The following is an 18,773-nucleotide window of genomic DNA, read 5'->3' as shown; positions in this document are numbered from 1 at the left end:
CCAACGAAAACCAGCCGACCAGCGGTCGGCTCTACCGGAAGGCAGCCGAGCATTGGCTCGGCTCTACAAAAAGCGGGGCCGGCTCAGTGCGCCGGGGCGCCGCTGCCGTCGATCTTGCTCAGCTGGTACAGTTCCAGGCCGATGCGCTTGATCAGGCCCAGCTGCTGTTCCAGCCACCAGGCGTGGTCTTCCTCGGTGTCCTTCAACTGCGCCAGCAGGATGTCGCGGCTCACGTAGTCGCCCTTCTCCTCGCACAGCTTCATGCCGGCGGCCAGATTGTTCCGAACGGCGTATTCAGTGTCGAGATCCTTCTGCAGCATCTCTTCCACGGTCTTGCCCGGCTCCGTGGCATGCGGGCGCATGTCCGGGTCGCCGCCCAGGAACAGGATCCGGCGCAGCAGCGCATCGGCGTGCTGGGTTTCCTCTTCCATCTCGTGGTTCAGGCGTTCGTACAGCGCGAACAGGCCCTGGTCCTCGTAGCGGCGGGAATGGATGAAGTACTGGTCGCGGGCAGCGAGCTCGCCGCGCAGCAGTTCCTTCAGGCAGGCGATGACGTCCGGGTTGCCTTTCATGGGGGGCTCCTGTGAATCGATGCGGCATAGGGTGCCGCATTTCAAAGTACGGTGATCTAATCGGAATCAGTCGCAGTTGCGCCTGCGGCTACAATCGGCCCACGAGTTCGGAAAGGACGTGCGATGCGACGTACATGGCGTTGGATGCTGGGCGTAGTGATCGCCATCGTGCTGGTCACCGCACTGGTCCTGTGGCTGCTGCTGCGCGGCAGCCTGGCCGACCTGGACGGCGAGCATCCACTGCCGGGCCTGGCCAAGCCGGTCACCATCGAGCGCGATGGGCTGGGCGTGGTCACCATCACGGCCGGCAGCCAGACCGATGCGATGCGCGCGCTGGGCCGCGTGCATGCGCAGGAGCGCTATTTCGAGATGGACCTGATGCGCCGCAGTGCCGCTGGCGAGCTGTCGGCGCTGTTCGGGCCGAAGGCCATCGACACCGACAAGCGCATGCGCGTGCACCGGCTGCGTGCACGCACCGAGGCGAATCTGCAGGCCGCACTGGGCGACAACGGCGCGGCCGTGCGCGCCTACGTGGATGGCGTCAACGAGGGCCTGGCCGATCTCTCCGTGCGGCCGTGGGCCTATCTGCTGCTGCGGCAGCCGCCGCAGCCTTGGCAGGCCAGCGACAGCGTGCTGACCGGGCTGGCCATGTACGCCGACCTGCAGGATCCCGGCAACCAGACCGAGCTTGCGCTGAGCCGCATCCGTGCAGCGGTGCCGCCGGCGCTGTACGCACTGATCGCCCACGACGGCACTGAATGGGATGCACCGCTGTTCGGCGAACCGACCGGCAACGCCATGCTGCCCGATGCCAGCCAGCTGGCCCTGCGCACGCTGAAGGGAAAGCCGGGCACCGGGCAGGAAGAAGCCGACGCCGTCGGCAGCAACAACTTCGCGGTGGCCGGTGCGCTCACCGCCGACGGCCGCGCCATTGTTGCCGACGACATGCACCTGGGCCTGCGCGCACCCGGCCTGTGGTTCCGCGTGCGCCTGCGCTACCCCGACCCGCAGGCCGCTGGCGGCCAGGTCGACGTCACCGGCTTCTCGCTGCCGGGCCTTCCGGCCGTGATCGTCGGCAGCAACGGGCACGTCGCCTGGGGTTTCACCAACAGCTACATCGACACCGCGGACTACCGCACCGAACCGGCCAATGCCGCAGTGACGGTGCATGAAGAACGGATCGCGGTGGCCGGCCAGGCGGATGTGCTGTTCCCGGTACGCGAAACCGCCTGGGGACCGATCCTGCACACGCATGCCGATGGCAGCGGCGACGCGCTGCGCTGGGTCGCCCACCTGCCCGGCGCGGTGCGCCTGGACTTCGGTGACCTGGCCCGTGCCGGTGACCTGGACGGTGCGCTGCAGTTCGCCGACCACGCCGGCATCCCCGCGCAGAACCTGGTGGTCGGCGACCGCAGCGGACGCATCGCCTGGCGGCTGATCGGCGCCCGCCCGGATCGTGGTCCGGGCTGTGCACCGGCCGGCTTCACCGCCGCCAGCAACCAGGACTGCGCGCCATGGCCGATCCGCAGCGATGCCTCGCCGGCATTGATCGATCCACCCAACCATCGCCTGTGGACCGCCAACGGCCGCGTCCTCGACGGCGAGGCACTGGCCCAGGCCGGCAACGGCGGCTATGACCTTGGCGCCCGCGGGCAGCAGATCCGCGACCTGCTGGCGATCCAGGAGCGCTTCGATGAACACGACCTGCTGGCAATCCAGCTCGACGATCGCGCGGTGTTCCTGCAGCGCTGGTGGGCGCTGCTGCACGACGTCATCGAACGCAGTGACGACCCTGCACTGAAGCGCTTGAAGGAGGCCAGCCATCAATGGGACGGCCGAGCCTCGGCCAGCTCGGTCAGCTACCGGGTGGTGCGCGAGTTCCGTACGCAGGTGATGACAACACTGTCCGATGCACTGCTGGCACCGGCCAATGCGCAGCTGGGCGATGACTATCTGGAGCCGCGCCTGGCGCAGCTGGAAGGCGTGGCCTGGCCAATGCTGCAGCAGCGGCCGGCCAATCTGCTGCCACCGGCCTTCGACAGCTGGGATGCGCTGCTGATCGACGCCGCACGCCGCACCGAGAGCGAGCTGGCCAGGCAGGGCCCACTGGCCAAGCGCAGCTGGGGCGAACGCAATACGGCGGCGATCTGCCATCCCATCGCACGGGCGCTGCCGGACATCGCCAAACACTGGCTGTGCATGCCGGCCGACCGCCTGCCCGGCGACCGCGACATGCCGCGCGTGCAGACGCCGAGCTTCGGTGCTTCCGAGCGCATGGTGGTTTCGCCCGGCCACGAGGCCGACGGCATCGTGCATATGCCCGGCGGCCAGAGCGGGCACCCGCTGTCGCCGTACTGGGGCGCCGGCCACGAAGACTGGGTGCATGGGCGGCCGACGCCGTTCCTGCCGGGCAAGCCGCAGCACACGATGACGCTGGTGCCGGCATCGCGGTAGTGCCGGCCGCTGGCCGGCATCCATGCAGGTGTGTCCAGCATCATGAGGTTGCCGGCCAGCGACCGGCACTACCGTTCGACGCTCAGCCCCTGCGCCGCTCGATCAGGTTCAGCAGTGGCCCGGTCATCGCCGTTGTCACCAGCGCCATGATCACCAGCACCGCGAACAGGCGGTCACCGAGCAGGCCAAGTTCGTAACCCAGGTTGAGCACGATCAGCTCCATCAGGCCACGGGTGTTCATCAGTGCACCCAGCCGCCACGCCTCACGGGTGGGCATGCCGGCACTGCGTGCGGCACTGAAGGTACCCAGCAGCTTGCCCGTCGTGGCTACCGCGATGACCACCACGCACAACAGGACATCGCTGGCCTGCAGCGTATCGGCGCGCATGCGCAGGCCGGTCATGGCGAAGAACAGCGGCAGCAGCAGCGTCACCGCGAACGGTTCGACGCGGGCCATCAACAGGTCGCGCAGCTGCGCGTTGGACGATACCGCGACGCCCGCAGCGAAGGCACCGAACAGCGCGTGGATGCCCAGCATTTCGGTGACCAGCGCACTGCCCAGCGACAGCAGCAGGATGCCGAGCAGCCAGCGTCCCTCACGGCCCGGCGCGATCTGCTGGCGGGCGAACCACGGCCTCACCAGCCCCAGCATCAGCGCCACGAACGCGACCACGCACAGCAGGTTGAGGCTGGCCGGCAGCCATCCGCTGGCCTGGGCGGCGGCCACGATCAGCGCCAGCAGGCACCACGCGGTGGCATCACCCAATGCAGCGCAGGCAATGGCGGTCTGCCCCAGTGGCGTCTGCGTGATACCGCGGTCGGCAAGGATGCGCAGCAACACAGGGAAGGCCGTGATGCTCATCGATATGCCAACGAAAAGCGCGAATGCGGTGAAGCCCACGCCCTGCGGGCCGTGCTGCGGGTACAGCCAGATCGCCAGGGCGACGCCAAGCACGAACGGCACCGCGATGCCGGCATGGCTGACCGTAAAGGCAAAACGCCGGCGTCCACGCAGCGCCGCCAGGTCCAGCTCGGCACCGGCCACCAGCAGGAACATCAGCACGCCCAGCTGGCTGAGCATGCCAAGCGGCCCCAACGAGCTGGCCGGGAACAACGCACCGTGCAACTGCGGCAGCAAGCTGCCGAGCACCAGCGGGCCCATCATCAGGCCGGCCGCCATCTCGCCGATCACCGCCGGCTGGCCCAGCCGCTTCAGCAGCGCACCGGCGCCCTTGGCTACCAGCAACAGCACCAGCAGCTGCAACAGGAACAGGCCCAGCGGCGACGCCAGATGCTGCGCCCAGGTGGCTTCGGCCATGGTCGTGGCCGTGGCCGTGGCACGGGCACCAGCCTCGGGCGCCGCCGGACCGGCATAACGGGCCAGCAGCACGCCGGCCAGCAACGGCACCCCAGCCCAGGCCAGGTAGCGCCATCCCCACTTCGTCGGTGGCGCCTGGCCCCCGCTGTGTACGTCCATGAACATTCCCCAATGTGCAGGGGGGCGATCATACAAAAAGGGGACGGAGGGGATTAAGTCGTTAGTGGCACAGGCGCCCCGGCCCCCCTCCGTCCCCTTTCGGCGCTTACGCCAGTGCCTGCTCGTGCACGCCAGCGACCGCGCGCCCCGACGGATCTGCAGCTGCGGCGAAGCTCGCATCCCACGCGATCGCCGCCGGCGACGAGCAGGCGATGGACTTGCCACCCGGCACGGTCTCGGCGGCCGCACGGCTCGGGAAGAACTGCTCGAACAGATGACGGTAGTAGTAGGCCTCCTTGGTCTGCGGCGGGTTGTGCGGGAAGCGCTTGTCGGCCGCTGCCAGCACGCGGTCGCTCACCTGGGCTTCGGCATGCGCCTTCAGCCCGTCGATCCAGCCATAGCCAACGCCATCGCTGAACTGCTCCTTCTGCCGCCACAGGATGCTGTCCGGCAGGTAGCCTTCGAACGCCTCGCGCAGCACCGCCTTCTCGATGCGGCGGCCACCAACGCCTGCACCGACCATCTTGTGCGCGGCGTCGAAGCGCATCGCCACATCGAGGAATTCGCGATCCAGGAACGGCACCCGCGGCTCCACGCCCCAGGCCATCATCGACTTGTTGGCGCGCAGGCAGTCGTAGTTGTGCAGCGCGTCGAGCTTGCGTACCAGTTCGTCGTGGAATTCACGCGCATCCGGCGCCTTGTGGAAATACAGGTAGCCACCAAAGATCTCGTCGCTGCCCTCGCCGGAGAGCACCATTTTCACGCCCATCGCCTTGATCCGCCGCGCCAGCAGGAACATCGGCGTCGATGCGCGGATGGTGGTGACGTCGTAGGTCTCGATGTGGCGGATCACCTCCGGCAGCGCATCGAGGCCTTCCTCGAACGTGTACTCGAAGCCATGATGCACGGTGCCCAGCGCTTCGGCGGCGATTGCAGCGGCGGCCAGATCGGGAGAGCCCTTCAAGCCGATCGCGAACGAGTGCAGGCGCGGCCACCAGGCTTCGGTCTGCCCCCCATCCTCGATGCGACGACGTGCATAGCGCGCGGCCACCGCCGCCACCAGCGACGAGTCCAGGCCACCGGACAGCAGCACGCCGTACGGCACATCGCTCATCAGCTGGCGTTCCACCGCATGCTCGAATGCCTGGCGCAGCTCGGCCAGATCGGCCTGGCGGCCCTGCACGTCAGCGTAGTCGCGCCACGGCTGCTGGTAGTAGCGCACCAGCTCACCACTGGCACTGTCGAAATAGTGGCCCGGCGGGAACTGCGCAACGTCGGCACAGGTATCGACCAGCGCCTTCATTTCCGAGGCCACTCGCAGACGCCCCTGGGCATCGTGGCCCCAGTACAGCGGCACCACGCCCACCGGGTCGCGCGCCACCAGGACACGACCGGCACCACGGTCCCACAGCGCGAACGCGAAGATACCATTGAGCTGCTCCAGCCACTGTGCCGGCGAGCCCCCCTGGCGGTACAGCGCATTGATCACCTCGCAATCCGAACCGGTCTGGAAGTCATAGGCGGTGGTCAGTGCGGCCTTCAGTTGCTGGTGGTTGTAGATCTCGCCGTTGACCGCCAGCGCCAGCTGGCCGTCGGCCGACAGCAGCGGTTGCGAGCCGCCGGCCGGGTCGACGATGGCCAGCCGCTCGTGGACCAGCAGCGCACCTTCGTCAAGATACACGCCGCTCCAGTCCGGGCCGCGGTGGCGCTGGCGCTGCGACAGTTCCAGCGCATGGCGGCGCAGGGCCGGGAGATCGTCACCGGCCTGCAGGCCGAAGATTCCGAAGATCGAACACATGGGGGAGCTCCTGTTGGGGGAATTTCACGGGTGGGAGGGTGTTCGACCGGCCATCCAGGCCCGGGCAGGCTGCGCCCGGGCACAAAAAAACCCGCATCGACCGATGCGGGTTTTCTGGTGTCCGGGCGTGTGGTGCTGTCTATCTACCCAGGGCGCAGTCCCGCATCGGCCGCGCACGATTATTCGCGCGCAGATTATTGCGGTTGTTGTTATTGACGGCGGTGGCCAGGCGGATCGACATGGCATCGACCCTACCCCGGTTTCCAGCGCGGCGCAACAGTTGCGTCGGCAACCGAGGCACCGGGGCACTGGTTGCCCTGCCCTGCCCTGCCCTGCCTGGGCCTGGCGGCCTACCAGACCCTCACCCGCCTGCCCTGCCAGCGGCGGCCGGCTTGTTCGCCAGGCCCCCAGGCGCAGCGCTTCTACATGGCCGCGCCAAGCTACTGGGAAAAGGCGATCATGCCGCCGTTACTCATTTTTCGGACCAGGGCCCGGCTGCAGTCCTGCGGAAGGTTGCCGACCGACGATCGGCATCCACCATCCTCACACCAGCAGCCGCTCCACCAGTCGCTGGTACAGCCCGGGCAGCGCTTCCAGTTCGTCCACGCGCACGTTCTCGTCCACCTGGTGGATGCTGGCGTTGACCGGCCCCACTTCGATGCACTGCGCGCCCAATGGCGCGATGAAGCGGGCATCGGACGTGCCGCCGCCGGTGCTTTCCTCCGGTGCACGGCCGATGTGCTCGGCCAGCACCGCACGCGCGGTGGCGCGCAGCGTGCCTTCCGGGGTGTAGAACGGTTCGCCGCTGCGATGCCACTTCAGCGTGTACTGCAGGGCATGCCGATCCAGCAGCGCGGTGATCTCCGCTTCCAGTTTCGGCGCATCCCAGTGCGGGTTGTAGCGGATGTTGAAATCCACTTCGAGCTCGCCGGGAATCACATTGTTGGCGCCAGTACCGGCATGGATGTTGGAGACCTGCAGGCTGGTCGGCGGGAAACTCTCGTAGCCGTCATCCCAGCGCCGTGCGCTCAGCTCGGCCAGGGCGGGCGCCGCCTGGTGGATCGGGTTGCGTGCCTTCTCCGGGTACGCCACATGGCCCTGTACGCCCTGCACCCGCAACTTGGCCGACAGGCTGCCACGACGACCCACGCGCAGCAGGTCACCGAGCGTCGCGGTCGACGACGGCTCGCCGGTGATGCACCAGTCGATGCGTTGGCCGCGCTCGGCGAACAGCCGTGCGACGTGGCGCACGCCATCGATGGCATCGCCCTCCTCGTCGCTGGTCAGCAGCACCGCCAGCGTGCCGGGGTGATCGGGATGCGCGGCAACGAACTGCTCGGCCGCCACCACGAACGCCGCCACGCTGCCCTTCATGTCGGCGGTGCCGCGACCATACAGCACGCCATCACGGATCGTCGGCGTGAACGGATCGCTGGTCCAGGCCTCGCGCGGCCCCGTCGGCACCACGTCGGTATGGCCCAGCAGCACCAGTACCGGCGCGCCTTGGCCGTGAGTCGCCCACAGGTTGTCGACCTCGCCCAGCCGCAGGTGGTCACACTGGAACCCGGCCTGGTTCAGGCGTGCCGCCAGCAGTGCCTGGCAGCCGACATCGTCCGGCGTCACCGAGGGCCGTGCGATCAGCTCGCAGGTCAGGTCGAGGACCGCGCTCACGCGTCACCCATCCCGAAGCGGGCCTTGAAGCTGTTGTCACTGAAACCCTGGCTGACCGTGCCGTCGGCGGTGACCACCAGCGGGCGCTTGATCAGCTGCGGGTACTCGCGCAGCAGCAGCTTCCATTCGGCCTCGGAATCTGCGGCCTTGCGGTTGTCCGGCAGCTGCCGCCAGGTAGTGGAGGACCTGTTGACCATCGCGGCCAGGCCACCCAGCTGCTCAGCCCACGCCAGCAGTGTTTCCGGGCTCGGCTTGTTGTCGCGGTAGTCGACGAAGGTGTACGGCACGCCGAAGCGGTCCAGCCACCTGGTCGCCTTCTTGCAGGTATCGCAGTTCTTCAAACCGTAGACAGTGGTGCTCATGGCCATCTGTGATGCTGGAAAACAGAGGCCCAGAATCTCACAACAGGCGCTCGGACACGACCCGGAACGGCACCCTTGGCAGCCGGAAGGCCAGCCCCTCGTGCAGCGCCACGTCCATCGCCTGCAGGCGCTGGCACTGCAGCTCGCCTTCCAGCTGCAGCGGCTGCAGGCTGTCGACATCCACCGGCAGCGCGATGCGGGTGCTGGCCCAGCGCCGGTCACAGGTGCGCGCAATGGCCTCATCCTGGCAGGTCAGGAAGCGCAGCAGGGCCTGACGGCCACCGATGCCCTCCCGCCACGCCTCATCCTCCCAGCCCGCAGCGGCCCGCCACTGCAGGTGCAGGGCAGGTGCACTCCCCTGCCCGCCTTCGATCAGGGTGTACCCATCGCCATCGGCGCGCACCACATGCTCGAAGCGCACGGACAGGTGGGGCTGCATGGCATCGCTGAAAGCGCGCGCGCCGGCGACGAAGGCCAGCTGGTCCATCACGTTGCGATCGAACAGCACCACCGGGGTTCCGCCCGGATCATCGTCACGGCGCAGGTACCAGCGCCAGTTGCTTTGCTGCGGCGACGGCATCAGTGCGCGCAGCGGCCCGGCCAGCGCCGGCCCAAAATGGCCGTGGCGATAGCTGAGGAGGGTGTACGGCGTGCGCCCGGCGTGCACCACGAAGTGATGGCCTGGTGGCGGCAGCGGGGCATGGCGCACATCGACCCACCAGCTCGCGTAGACCACGTCGCGCACGTCGCTGACCAGCACCGGCATCGGCCAGCGCCGCGACAGTGCCCGGCGCAACCGGGTCCAGCGCGGAGCGTGCAGCAGGCGCGGCAGCATCCGTCCGAACGCGTTGTCGGACGGATGCCGGTAGATCGCGGACTGCGCCAGGTCCTCCGGCGCACTCACCTTCAGTCGGCCAGGCCGCGCAGCAGGTCGTTGACGCTGGTCTTGCTGCGGGTCCTGGCATCAACCTGCTTGACGATCACCGCGCAGTACAGCGAGTGGGTGCCGTCCTTGCTCGGCAGCGAACCGGACACCACCACGCTGTACGGCGGGATATAGCCGTAGCTGATCTCGCCGGTGGCGCGGTTGTAGATGCGGGTGCTCTGGCTGAGGAACACGCCCATGCCGATCACGCTGTGGTGGCCGACCACCACGCCTTCCACCACTTCCGAACGCGCGCCGATGAAGCAGTGGTCCTCGATGATGGTCGGGCTGGCCTGCAGCGGCTCCAGCACGCCGCCGATGCCGGCGCCACCGGACAGGTGGCAGTGCTGGCCGATCTGCGCGCAGGAACCGACGGTGGCCCAGGTGTCGACCATGGTGCCTTCGCCGACGTAGGCGCCGATGTTGGTGAAGCTCGGCATCAGCACTACGTCCTTGCCGAAGTACGTGCCGCGGCGGGCGATCGCACCGGGCACCACGCGCACGCCGCCACGGCGGAACTTCGCTTCGTCATAGCCGGCGAAGCGCGATTCGACCTTGTCCCAGAACGGTGCCGGTCGTGCATCGACCACCGCCATGTCGTTGACGCGGAAATACAGCAGCACGGCCTTCTTCAGCCACTCGTTGACCTTCCAGCCGCCCTGGCCGTCCGGCTCGGCGACGCGGAATTCACCGCTCTCGAGACCGTCGATCACGCGGTTGACCAGCGGCCGGGTCGAGCCTTCCAGCTCATGCAGGGTCAACGTGGCGCGGCGCTCGAAGGCGCTCTCGATGCCGAACTTGAGTTCCTCCACGCCGGGTGCCGACGGCTTGCGCAGCGATTTGCGGGCGATGGTTTCGGCGCGGACGGCTTCGGCGCTCCTGGCCGGCGCCGGCTTCTTCACAGCACGCTTGACCGCAGCCGTTTTCTTCGCCGGGGCCTTCACCGCAGCGGCCTTCTTCGGCGCAGTGGCCTTCTTTGCGGCCGGTGCGGCTGCAGCAGGTTTCCGGGCCGCTGCGCTCTTGGGGGTCGCGGCGGTCTTCTTGGCGGGCTTGGTGGCCATCAGGCGGGGTCTCCGGCGTTTCGATCAGGGTCCAGGCAGGCCAGCATTGCGTCATGCAGCTGCTGCCGGGCAGGTTCAGTCAGGGGGAGGTCGTGTTCGTCACTGATCACGAAGGTGTCTTCGGCGCGCTCGCCGAACGTGGCAATGCGCGCATCATGCACGCGCAGGCCCTGGTTGCGCAGCACGAACGCCACATCGGCCAGCAGGCCGGGACGGTCGGGAGCGACCAGGGCAAAACGGGTTGCGCCCGGTTCATCGCGGAACTCGATGCGCGGGGCGAAGCGGAAGTGCCGCAGTTGCCGCGGTACCACACGGCGCGACGGCCGCAGGCGCGACAGGTCACCACTGAGTGCCTCGCGCAGCGCCGCCTCCAGGTTGGCACTGCTGCCATCGGCAAACGTGTCGGCCGGGTTCACTTCGAAGGTATCGAAGATGGTATCGGCCGGACCGTCCAGCACGCGTGCGCGGTGAATGCCATAGCCCTTGCGGTCAAGGGTCATCACGATCGCGGCGAACAGGCCGTCGCGGTCGGGCGAGTGCACGAACACTTCCAGCGCCGGGTCATCGACACTGATCCGGCGCACCTTCACCAGCGCCTGGCCCTGCTTCACCGGTACCAGCGCGGCTGCCTGCCAGGCCAGCTGCTCGGGGCGCAGACGAATGAAGCCCTCATCCGGCATCACCGCGAACTGGCGATCGATGGTGGCGTCGTCGTAACCCTGCTCGCGCACCAGTGCGCGCACGCTGTCACGTGCCTCGGCCACGCGTTCGGCGGCCGGTACCGGATGCTCCAGCCCCTCGCGCAGCGCGCGCCGGGTGGCGAAGTACAGGTCGGCCAGCAGGCGGTCCTTCCAGGCATTCCACAGCTTCGGGCTGGTGCCGGCGATGTCGGCACAGGTCAGCAGGTACAGGTAGTCCAGGCGGTCGCGGCTGCCGACCAGGGTGGCGAAGCGATGGATCACCACCGGATCGGCGATGTCTTGCTTCTGCGCGGTCACCGACATGCGCAGGTGCTGTTCGACCAGCCAGGCGACCAGCTCGGTATCGGTGCCACTGAGCGCATGCGCTTGGCAGAACGCACGCGCGTCCACCGCACCCAGCTCGGAGTGGTCACCGCCGCGGCCCTTGGCGATGTCATGGAACAGGCCGGCCAGCAGCAGCAGTTCCGGCTTGCGCAGGCGTGGCCAGACTTCGTGCGCGATCGAGAAGCGTTCGTCGGCACGGCTGCTGGCGAACTGGCCGATGTTGCGCAGGACCATCAGCGTGTGCTGGTCGACCGTATAGACATGGAACAGGTCGAACTGCATGCGCCCGCTGACCTGGGCAAACGCGGGGATCCACTGGCCAAGCACGCCCAGCCGCGCCATGCGCGAAAGCGTGTCGACCGGGCGCTGGCCACGCAGCAGGGCAAGGAAGTGCTCGCGTGCGTCGGCGTCGGCCTGGTCATAGGCCGGCAGCAGCGGCAGCGACTCGGCCAGTGCACGCGCGGTCAGCGAGTGCAGGCCGCGCACCTGCGGGTTGTTGGCCCAGCTGGAAAACAGCGCGAACACTTGGCCGATGTCGCCCTGCGGCCAGTCGGCCTCGTTGGCGGCCAGGTAGCCACGGCGCAGGGAGAAGCCCACGGTCAGCGGTTCCGGCTGGGCCTCGCCATCGAACTGTTCCTCGAAGCGCTGCAGCAGGCGGTCGCTGATCCGGCGCACCACCAGCGCGGCGCGGTAGAAGCCCTGCATCATTTTTTCGACACCGAGATTCTCGGCATCGTCTTCGAAGCCCAGGCGCGCGGCCAGGGTCTTCTGGTAATCGAAACGCAGGCGCTCTTCCGGGCGGCGCGCGACCAGGTGCAGGCCGAAGCGCAGCCGCGCCAGCACTGCACGCTCGCGCTTCAGCGCGGCCGCTTCGTCGGCACCAAGGTGGCCCAGGCCGACCAGCGCTTCCAGGTCGCGTACGCCGAAGGCGCGCAGCGCCATCCAACCCAGCGTGTTGAGATCGCGCAGGCCGCCGGGACCATCCTTGATATCCGGCTCAAGGTTGTCGGCAGTGTCGCCGAAGCGCTGGTGGCGGTTGCGCAGCTCTTCCAGCTTGGCCAGGAAGAAGGCACGCGCCGGCCACAGCTCACGGTCGTCGATGGCCTCGCGCAGCGCACGGCGCGCTGCATCATAAGCCAGGATCGGACGCGCCTCGATCAGCGCGGTCAGCACGGTCTGGTCAGCCGCCGCCTCGCGGCACTGCAATGCAGAACGCACCGCATGGCTGACCGCCAATCCGCAGTCCCACAGCAGCGCGAACAGGCGTGCCAATGCCGCTTCATGCGCCCGTTGTGCGGGCGGGTCGCCGAACACCAGCAGGTCGATGTCCGAACGCGGAAACAGTTCACCCCGGCCATAGCCACCGACCGCGAACAGCGACAGGTCGCTGTCGGCCGGCAGGCAACGTTGCCAGGCCAGGCGGATCAGATGGTCGGCCGCGCGCGCCCGCAGCGCCAGCAGGCGCTCGATGTTGTCGCCCTGGTCGAAGCGGCGATACAGGCGCGCGTCGGCCTGCTGCAGCGCCTGGCGCGCGGCAGCAGCCCAGTCCGGGTCGTTGAGCGACGCGGCCGGCGTGTCCAGCAGCGAACTCGCCGGCAGCATCGTCAGGAAACCTGCGACTCGCCCGGCGACAGGGTCAGCACGTCGACGCCGGTCTCGGTGACCGCGACCATGTGCTCCCACTGCGCCGACAGCTTGCGGTCCTTGGTCACCACGGTCCAGCCATCCGGCAGCACCTTGTTGTAGCGGGTGCCCTCGTTGATCATCGGTTCGATGGTGAAGGTCATGCCCGGCTGCAGCACCAGGCCCTGGCCCGGACGGCCGTAATGCACCACCTGCGGCTCGTCGTGGTAGACCTTGCCGATGCCATGGCCGCAGTACTCGCGCACCACGCTGAACCGCTCGCCTTCGGCATAGCTCTGGATGGCATGGCCGATGTCACCCAGGGTGGCGCCCGGGCGCACCGCGCGGATGCCGCGCCACATGGCTTCGTACGTGGTTTCCACCAGGCGGCGGGCCATCACCGACGGGGTGCCGACGAAGTACATGCGGCTGGTGTCGCCGTGCCAGCCGTCCTTGATGACGGTGACGTCGATGTTGATGATGTCGCCATCCTTGAGCACCTTCCCTTCGCTGGGGATGCCGTGGCAGATGACGTTGTTGACCGAGGTGCACACGGTCTTGGGGAAGCCGCGGTAGCCGACGTTGGCCGGAATGGCGCCCTGCACGTTCACGATGTGGTCGTGGCAGATGCGGTCCAGTTCCTCGGTGGTGACACCGGGCTTGACGTGGGGGGTGACGATGTCGAGCACTTCGCTGGCCAGGCGGCCGGCGATGCGCATCATCTCGATTTCCTGCGGGGTTTTCAGATTCACGCTCATGTCACCCATTATCGCCGATCCGGCCGCAATCTGAACGAACGCCACCCAACTGCCGATCCGGGGCATGCACGGTTCCGGCAAGGAAAGTGAAAGCGTGATGGCCTCCACTCTTGCGCCTGCCTATTTATCACGGATTACAGACACTTACGCCTCCTAAGCTGGACCCACTGTCGTCAAAGCGGCGCCGAACGTGCCGTCTTCGCCTTGTTCAACGGACCTTCGGGTCAGGGAGGTTGTCCATGCGATCCCCAGTTCGATCACCGCTGGCATGGGCCGTGGCCGGGCTCCTGCTGTCCGGCCCGGCGCTGGCCGCCGACACCACCACCTTCAACGTCACTCTGGTGGTCACCAAGGCCTGCACCATCACGGCGGCGGCCGCCACCAACGTGGACTTCGGCACCGCGGCATCAACCACCACCACGCCCACCCTGGGCCAGGGCACGGTGACCGCCCAGTGCTCGGCACTGACCCCGTACACGATCTCGCTGAATGCGGGCGCCAATGCCAGCACCGCCAATGACGTCACCACCCGGCGGATGAAGAACACCAACGCGGCGGTGACCGCCAACAACTATGTCGGCTACCAGCTCTACCAGGATGCCGCACATACCCTGGTCTGGGGCGCCACGACCGGCACCAACACCCAGGCCGGCATCGGCACCGGCCTGGCCGTGCCCTACATCGTCTACGGCCAGATCCTGAACCTGAGCACCAACAACCCGGCCGCCGGTAACTACCTGGATACGGTTACCGCCACGATCACCTATTGATGGAGCACGCCCCCATGGCCGGATCCCGCCCGTGGCGCGCCACCGGCGTGGCGCTGCTCGCCCTGTACCTGCTCGCCATCGCGGCCGCCGGCGCCACCAGCCTGCAGGTGGCCCCGACCACCCTGCAGCTGGAAGCCCGCCAGCGTGCCGGCGAATTGTGGCTGACCAACAGCGGGACCTCGCCGGTGAAGCTGCAGGTACGCGTGTTCCGCTGGGTGCAGCAGGACGGCCAGGAACAGCTGCTGCCCACCGATGCGTTGATGGCCACCCCGCCGATGCAGGAACTGGCCGCCGGACAGCAGCAGCTGGTGCGCGTCATGCGTCCGGACAAGGAACCGCCAGCGGCACAGCAACATTACCGCCTGATCGTTGACGAGGTGCCCGACCTGGCCATCCGCGCGGGTGGCATGCAGTTCGTCCTGCGCTATTCGATCCCGGTGTTCGTGCAGCCCTCGGCCGGCACGCTGGCGCCGCAGTTGCAGGCCCGGCTGGTAAAGCTGGCGGACGGCCGCAACGGCGTCGAAGTAGCCAATTCGGGCAACAGTTACGCTCAGATCGCCGATCTCGCGCTGGGCAGCGCCACGCGCCCACGCATCGTCCATCCCGGGCTGCTGGGCTACGTATTGCCCGGCCAGGTGATGCGCTGGCCGATCGAACGCACGGCGATCGACCGCGACAACGACCAGATCACGGCCAAGCTCAATGGCGAGTCGGAACAGACGCCACTGTCGCCCCCACCGGCTCGCTGAGGCGTTGATGGGCGCGCTGTTGGCTGCCCTGGCTCCCGCGGCGACCGAGGCCGCCGATGTGTCCGGCGTGGCCACGGCTGCTGATGTATCCGGCGTGTCGGCCGATGCGATCCTGCCACCCCCTACCCCACTGACCGCCAGCCAGACGCTGTACCTGGATGTGTCGCTCAACAGCACGCCGCGCGGCCTGCTGCCGTTCACCGAGAACCGGGGCCGGCTGCAGGCCAGCCCCGAAGTGCTGCGCCAGCTCGGCTTCAACGCCAGCGGCGATGCACCGGTCTATCTGGACCAGATCAGCGGTGCGGTGGTGCGCTACGACGCCCACATGCAGACCCTGGCGCTGGACGTGCCGCTGGACCAGCTGGCACTGCCGACCACGGTGCTCAGCCGGCCGCAGGCGCGTGCGCCGACCGGCAGCGCCTCGCCCGGCGTGCTGCTCAACTACGACGTCTACGGCAGCCGGGTGGACACGCTCGGCAACCTCAGCCTGAGCTCGGAGCTGCGCGTATTCGGTATCGGCAATGGCACTTTCGAGAACACCGCCATCAGCCGCCGCTACCAGCAACCCGGCGACCGCCATTGGCGCGGCGAGAGCGTGCGTCTGGACACACGCTGGAGCCTGGATTTCCCCGATAGCGCAACGACCCTGGAGATCGGCGATTTCTACAGCGGGTTCGTCGACTGGACCCGCCCCGTACGCCTGGGTGGCCTGCAGATCGGCCGCAACTATGGCCTGCAGCCCTACCGCGTGCTGACGCCCACGCCGAGCTTCCTCGGCCAGGCCGTGGTGCCCTCCACGGTCGAGCTGTATGTCGATGGCCTGCGCCAGTACAGCGGGCAGGTGCCGGTCGGTCCCTTCCAGCTCGCAGCACAGCCCGGCATCAGCGGCACCGGCAACGCGCAGGTGGTGGTGACCGACGCATTCGGCCGCATGCAGACGCTGGACTTCAGTTTCTACGGCACCCAGCAGCTGCTGGCCAAGGGCCTGTCGGACTGGTCGGTCGGCGTCGGCCACCTGCGCCGGGATTTCGGCGAGCGCTCCTTCGCCTATGACGATCGTACGGTGGCCAGCGCCAGCTGGCGCGGCGGCGTCACCGACGCGTTCACCGGCGAGGCGCATGCCGAAGGCGGCGGCGGCCTGGCCCAGGGCGGCATTGGCGGCTGGTGGCTGCTCGGCGCCGCCGGCGTGTTCAATGCCGCCTATGCGCACAGTGACTACCACGGCCTGCAGGGTGGGCAATGGGCGCTGGGCTACAGCTGGAACAACCGTCGCTTCAACGTCAATCTGCGCAGCGTGCGCAGCCACGGCGACTACCGCGACCTGGGCGCGCTGCAGGGCAACCTGCCACCAAGCATCAGCGAGCAGGCCACGCTCGGCCTGGACCTGCTGCGGCTGGGCACGCTCAGCGCCAGCTATCTGCGCCTGCGCTACCCCGACGGAGACGACAACCGCTATGCCAGCCTGTTCTGGTCGCACACCTGGAGCCAACGCTGGTCGGCCTACCTGTCGGTGAACCAGAACCTGGACCGCAGCGATGACCGCAGCATCTACCTGTCGATGACTGCCAGCCTGGGCAACAATCGCCAGGCCAGCCTCTCCAGCCAGCGCAATGGCGACAGCCAGAGCTGGGTCGCGGACGTGACCCAGCCGGTGCCCGGCGATGGCAGTGCCGGCGGCGTCGGCTGGCGCGCGCAGCTGCGCCACGGCGAGGACGGCAACGGCGGCCTGGCCGAGGTCGGCATCCTCAACGATGTCGGCCGCTATTCATTCGGCGCCTCGCGCCAGGGCGGTCTCAACTATGCCTACGCCAGTGCCAGCGGCAGCCTGGTGTGGATGGGCGGGCACGCCTTCGCCACGCGCGAGGTATCCGATGCGTTCGCGGTGATCAGCACCAATGGCGTCGCCGGCGTCCCGGTGCGGCTGGAGAACCGGCTGATCGGTGTCACCGACGATCGCGGCCTGCTGCTGGTCAGTCCGCTGCTGTCCTGGCAGCGCAACCGGGTCTCGATCGACACTCTGGACCTGCCCGAAGACATGCGTGCCGACCGCATCGAGGACTGGGTCACGCCGCGCCAGCGCGCGGGTACCCGCGTGACCTTCCAGTTGCGTTCGCGGTCGTCACTGAGCCTGACCCTGCTGGCGATGAACGGCCAGCCTCTGGAGGTGGGCAGCGAGGTGCAGCTGCCTGACGGTCGCCAGGCCACGGTCGGCTACGACGGCCTGCTCTATCTGGAAGATGTCGCCGCCGGCAGCGTGCTGTACGTCACCACCAGCCATGGCCCGTGCCGGGTGAAGGTACCGGACCTGCCCAAGGTGGTGGCGTCCGGCGCGCGACCGAAGCCGGCGCCGCAGCAGTGCATCCCGGAGGTGGCGCCATGAGGGTGCTGCTGCTCGTCCTGCTGCTGTGGGCCGGCCTGCTGGCAGCGGCGCCAGCCGGTGCCACAGCGGTCTGCACGGCGGTCGCCAATCCGACCCTGCCGTTCGGCAACATCAACAGCAATGCACCCGGCCCGAGCACGGCCAACCTCAACATCACGGTGACCTGCACCACCGCCGCGCTGAGCCTGCTGGCCACCACCGGCGTGCGCGTCTGCGTGGGCATCGGCGCAGGCAGTGGCGGCGGCAGCAGTTCCACGTTCCGCACGATGGCCACCTCCACCAGCGACACGATGAATTTCCAGCTGTACAACAACGCCAGCTTCGGCCAGGTCACTGGCCTGGTCCCGCGCGGCACGCCGCCAGCGCAGGAGCTGACCATGAGCTACAACGTACCGCTGCTGACCGGCGGCAGTGGTGCGCAGACTGTGCAGCTGTTCGGTCAGATTCCGGCCAACCAGGTCCTCGCCTCCGGCGCGTACAGCAGCACTTTCAGCGGTGCCAGCGTGGTGCTGACCTGGGCCTGGAACGAGGTGCTGGCCGGTAGCGCCACCGTCCCCGCCACCTGCAACGGCGGTGCCACCGGTACCAACAGCGCGAGTGCGGCCTTCAGTTTCACCGCTACCGCCAACGTGCTGCCGCAATGCGGCAGCTACGTCACCACCAACATGAATTTCGGCAACGTCACCGGCGGCATCCCGGCCAACATCGACCAGACCGCCACCCTGACCCTGACCTGCCTGAAGAACACCGCCTTCCAGGTCGGCCTGAACAACGGCCAGAACAATCCTGCCGCCACCACCACCCGGCGCATGGCCACCACCATCGGCAACAGCACCTACTACCTGCCCTACGAGCTGTACCGGGATCCGGCACGAAGCCAGCGCTGGGGCAACACCCTGGCGGTCGACACGGCCAGCAGCACCGGCACCGGCAGCGCGCAGCAGCTGACCATCTATGGCCGGGTGCCGCCGGTCACCGGCCAACCCCCGGCCGGCACCTACAACGACCTGGTGACGGTGACGATCACCTACTGACCAGCGTGCCGACCAACGGTCGGCACCCACCGGACGAAGGCCGTGCCGAGCGCCGGCTCGGCGCTACAGTTGCGGCGCATCCAGCCGATACCGCGCAGCAAGTCTTTCAGCACG

The 18,773-nt window shown here is 68.2% G+C and carries 14 protein-coding genes; 5 read left to right on the top strand and 9 right to left on the bottom strand.

Going from position 1 to position 18,773, the window contains the following annotated elements:
- Window positions 1-83: 83 nt before the first annotated feature.
- On the bottom strand, window positions 84-572 hold the full coding sequence (bfr, locus tag AC5P66_RS02115; RefSeq protein ID WP_005415872.1) for a bacterioferritin: 489 nt from the start codon (window positions 570-572) through the stop codon (window positions 84-86).
- Window positions 573-695: 123 nt separating this feature from the next.
- On the opposite strand from bfr, the gene AC5P66_RS02110 reads away from it, so the two are divergent.
- A complete protein-coding gene (locus tag AC5P66_RS02110) occupies window positions 696-3,026 on the top strand; it encodes a penicillin acylase family protein (protein WP_495216060.1) in 2,331 nt (776 codons plus the stop codon).
- Window positions 3,027-3,108: 82 nt separating this feature from the next.
- On the opposite strand, the gene AC5P66_RS02105 is transcribed toward AC5P66_RS02110, so the two are convergent.
- The 8 genes from AC5P66_RS02105 to map form a co-directional block, all read right to left on the bottom strand.
- Entirely contained in the window at window positions 3,109-4,509 is a 1,401-nt protein-coding gene (locus AC5P66_RS02105; protein ID WP_495216059.1) for a cation:proton antiporter domain-containing protein, read from the bottom strand.
- 100 nt (window positions 4,510-4,609) lie between these two features.
- Complete coding sequence (gene asnB / locus AC5P66_RS02100; RefSeq protein ID WP_312546797.1) at window positions 4,610-6,301, bottom strand: asparagine synthase B; 1,692 nt, start codon at window positions 6,299-6,301, stop codon at window positions 4,610-4,612.
- A 543-nt stretch (window positions 6,302-6,844) separates the two neighbouring features.
- Window positions 6,845-7,972 (bottom strand): succinyl-diaminopimelate desuccinylase, encoded by a 1,128-nt coding sequence (dapE, locus tag AC5P66_RS02095; RefSeq protein WP_049412179.1) that lies wholly within the window; start codon window positions 7,970-7,972, stop codon window positions 6,845-6,847.
- Window positions 7,969-8,340: an arsenate reductase gene (locus AC5P66_RS02090; RefSeq protein WP_181452403.1), complete on the bottom strand. Its 372-nt coding sequence runs from the start codon at window positions 8,338-8,340 to the stop codon at window positions 7,969-7,971. Before AC5P66_RS02090 ends, dapE begins: the two co-directional genes overlap by 4 nt.
- 31 nt (window positions 8,341-8,371) lie before the next feature.
- A complete protein-coding gene (locus tag AC5P66_RS02085) occupies window positions 8,372-9,238 on the bottom strand; it encodes a hypothetical protein (protein WP_099495063.1) in 867 nt (288 codons plus the stop codon).
- Between the two features lie 2 nt (window positions 9,239-9,240).
- Window positions 9,241-10,320 carry a 2,3,4,5-tetrahydropyridine-2,6-dicarboxylate N-succinyltransferase gene (gene dapD / locus AC5P66_RS02080; RefSeq protein WP_049412173.1) on the bottom strand — a complete coding sequence of 360 codons (1,080 nt, stop codon included), beginning with the start codon at window positions 10,318-10,320 and terminating at the stop codon, window positions 9,241-9,243.
- Window positions 10,320-12,929, bottom strand: coding sequence for a [protein-PII] uridylyltransferase (locus tag AC5P66_RS02075; RefSeq protein WP_495216085.1), 2,610 nt, complete (start codon window positions 12,927-12,929; stop codon window positions 10,320-10,322). Before AC5P66_RS02075 ends, dapD begins: the two co-directional genes overlap by 1 nt.
- 20 nt (window positions 12,930-12,949) lie before the next feature.
- Window positions 12,950-13,735: a type I methionyl aminopeptidase gene (gene map, locus AC5P66_RS02070; protein ID WP_241896247.1), complete on the bottom strand. Its 786-nt coding sequence runs from the start codon at window positions 13,733-13,735 to the stop codon at window positions 12,950-12,952.
- Between the two features lie 230 nt (window positions 13,736-13,965).
- On the opposite strand from map, the gene AC5P66_RS02065 reads away from it, so the two are divergent.
- From AC5P66_RS02065 to AC5P66_RS02050, 4 genes are read left to right on the top strand one after another with little or no spacing between them, the layout of a single operon-like run.
- Window positions 13,966-14,496: a Csu type fimbrial protein gene (locus tag AC5P66_RS02065; RefSeq protein ID WP_049438435.1), complete on the top strand. Its 531-nt coding sequence runs from the start codon at window positions 13,966-13,968 to the stop codon at window positions 14,494-14,496.
- On the top strand, window positions 14,496-15,245 hold the full coding sequence (locus tag AC5P66_RS02060; protein ID WP_099495066.1) for a fimbrial biogenesis chaperone: 750 nt from the start codon (window positions 14,496-14,498) through the stop codon (window positions 15,243-15,245). Before AC5P66_RS02065 ends, AC5P66_RS02060 begins: the two co-directional genes overlap by 1 nt.
- 7 nt (window positions 15,246-15,252) lie before the next feature.
- Window positions 15,253-17,625 (top strand): fimbria/pilus outer membrane usher protein, encoded by a 2,373-nt coding sequence (locus tag AC5P66_RS02055; protein WP_099495067.1) that lies wholly within the window; start codon window positions 15,253-15,255, stop codon window positions 17,623-17,625.
- Window positions 17,622-18,659: a Csu type fimbrial protein gene (locus AC5P66_RS02050; RefSeq protein ID WP_099495068.1), complete on the top strand. Its 1,038-nt coding sequence runs from the start codon at window positions 17,622-17,624 to the stop codon at window positions 18,657-18,659. The genes AC5P66_RS02055 and AC5P66_RS02050 overlap by 4 nt, the downstream gene beginning before the upstream one ends.
- The last annotated feature ends 114 nt before the right edge of the window (window positions 18,660-18,773 follow it).

The organism is Stenotrophomonas sp. YJH_SMC_122, from assembly GCF_059369535.1.
Note: the sequence above shows the minus strand (reverse complement) of the source record. Positions and strands in the feature narration are given on the sequence as shown.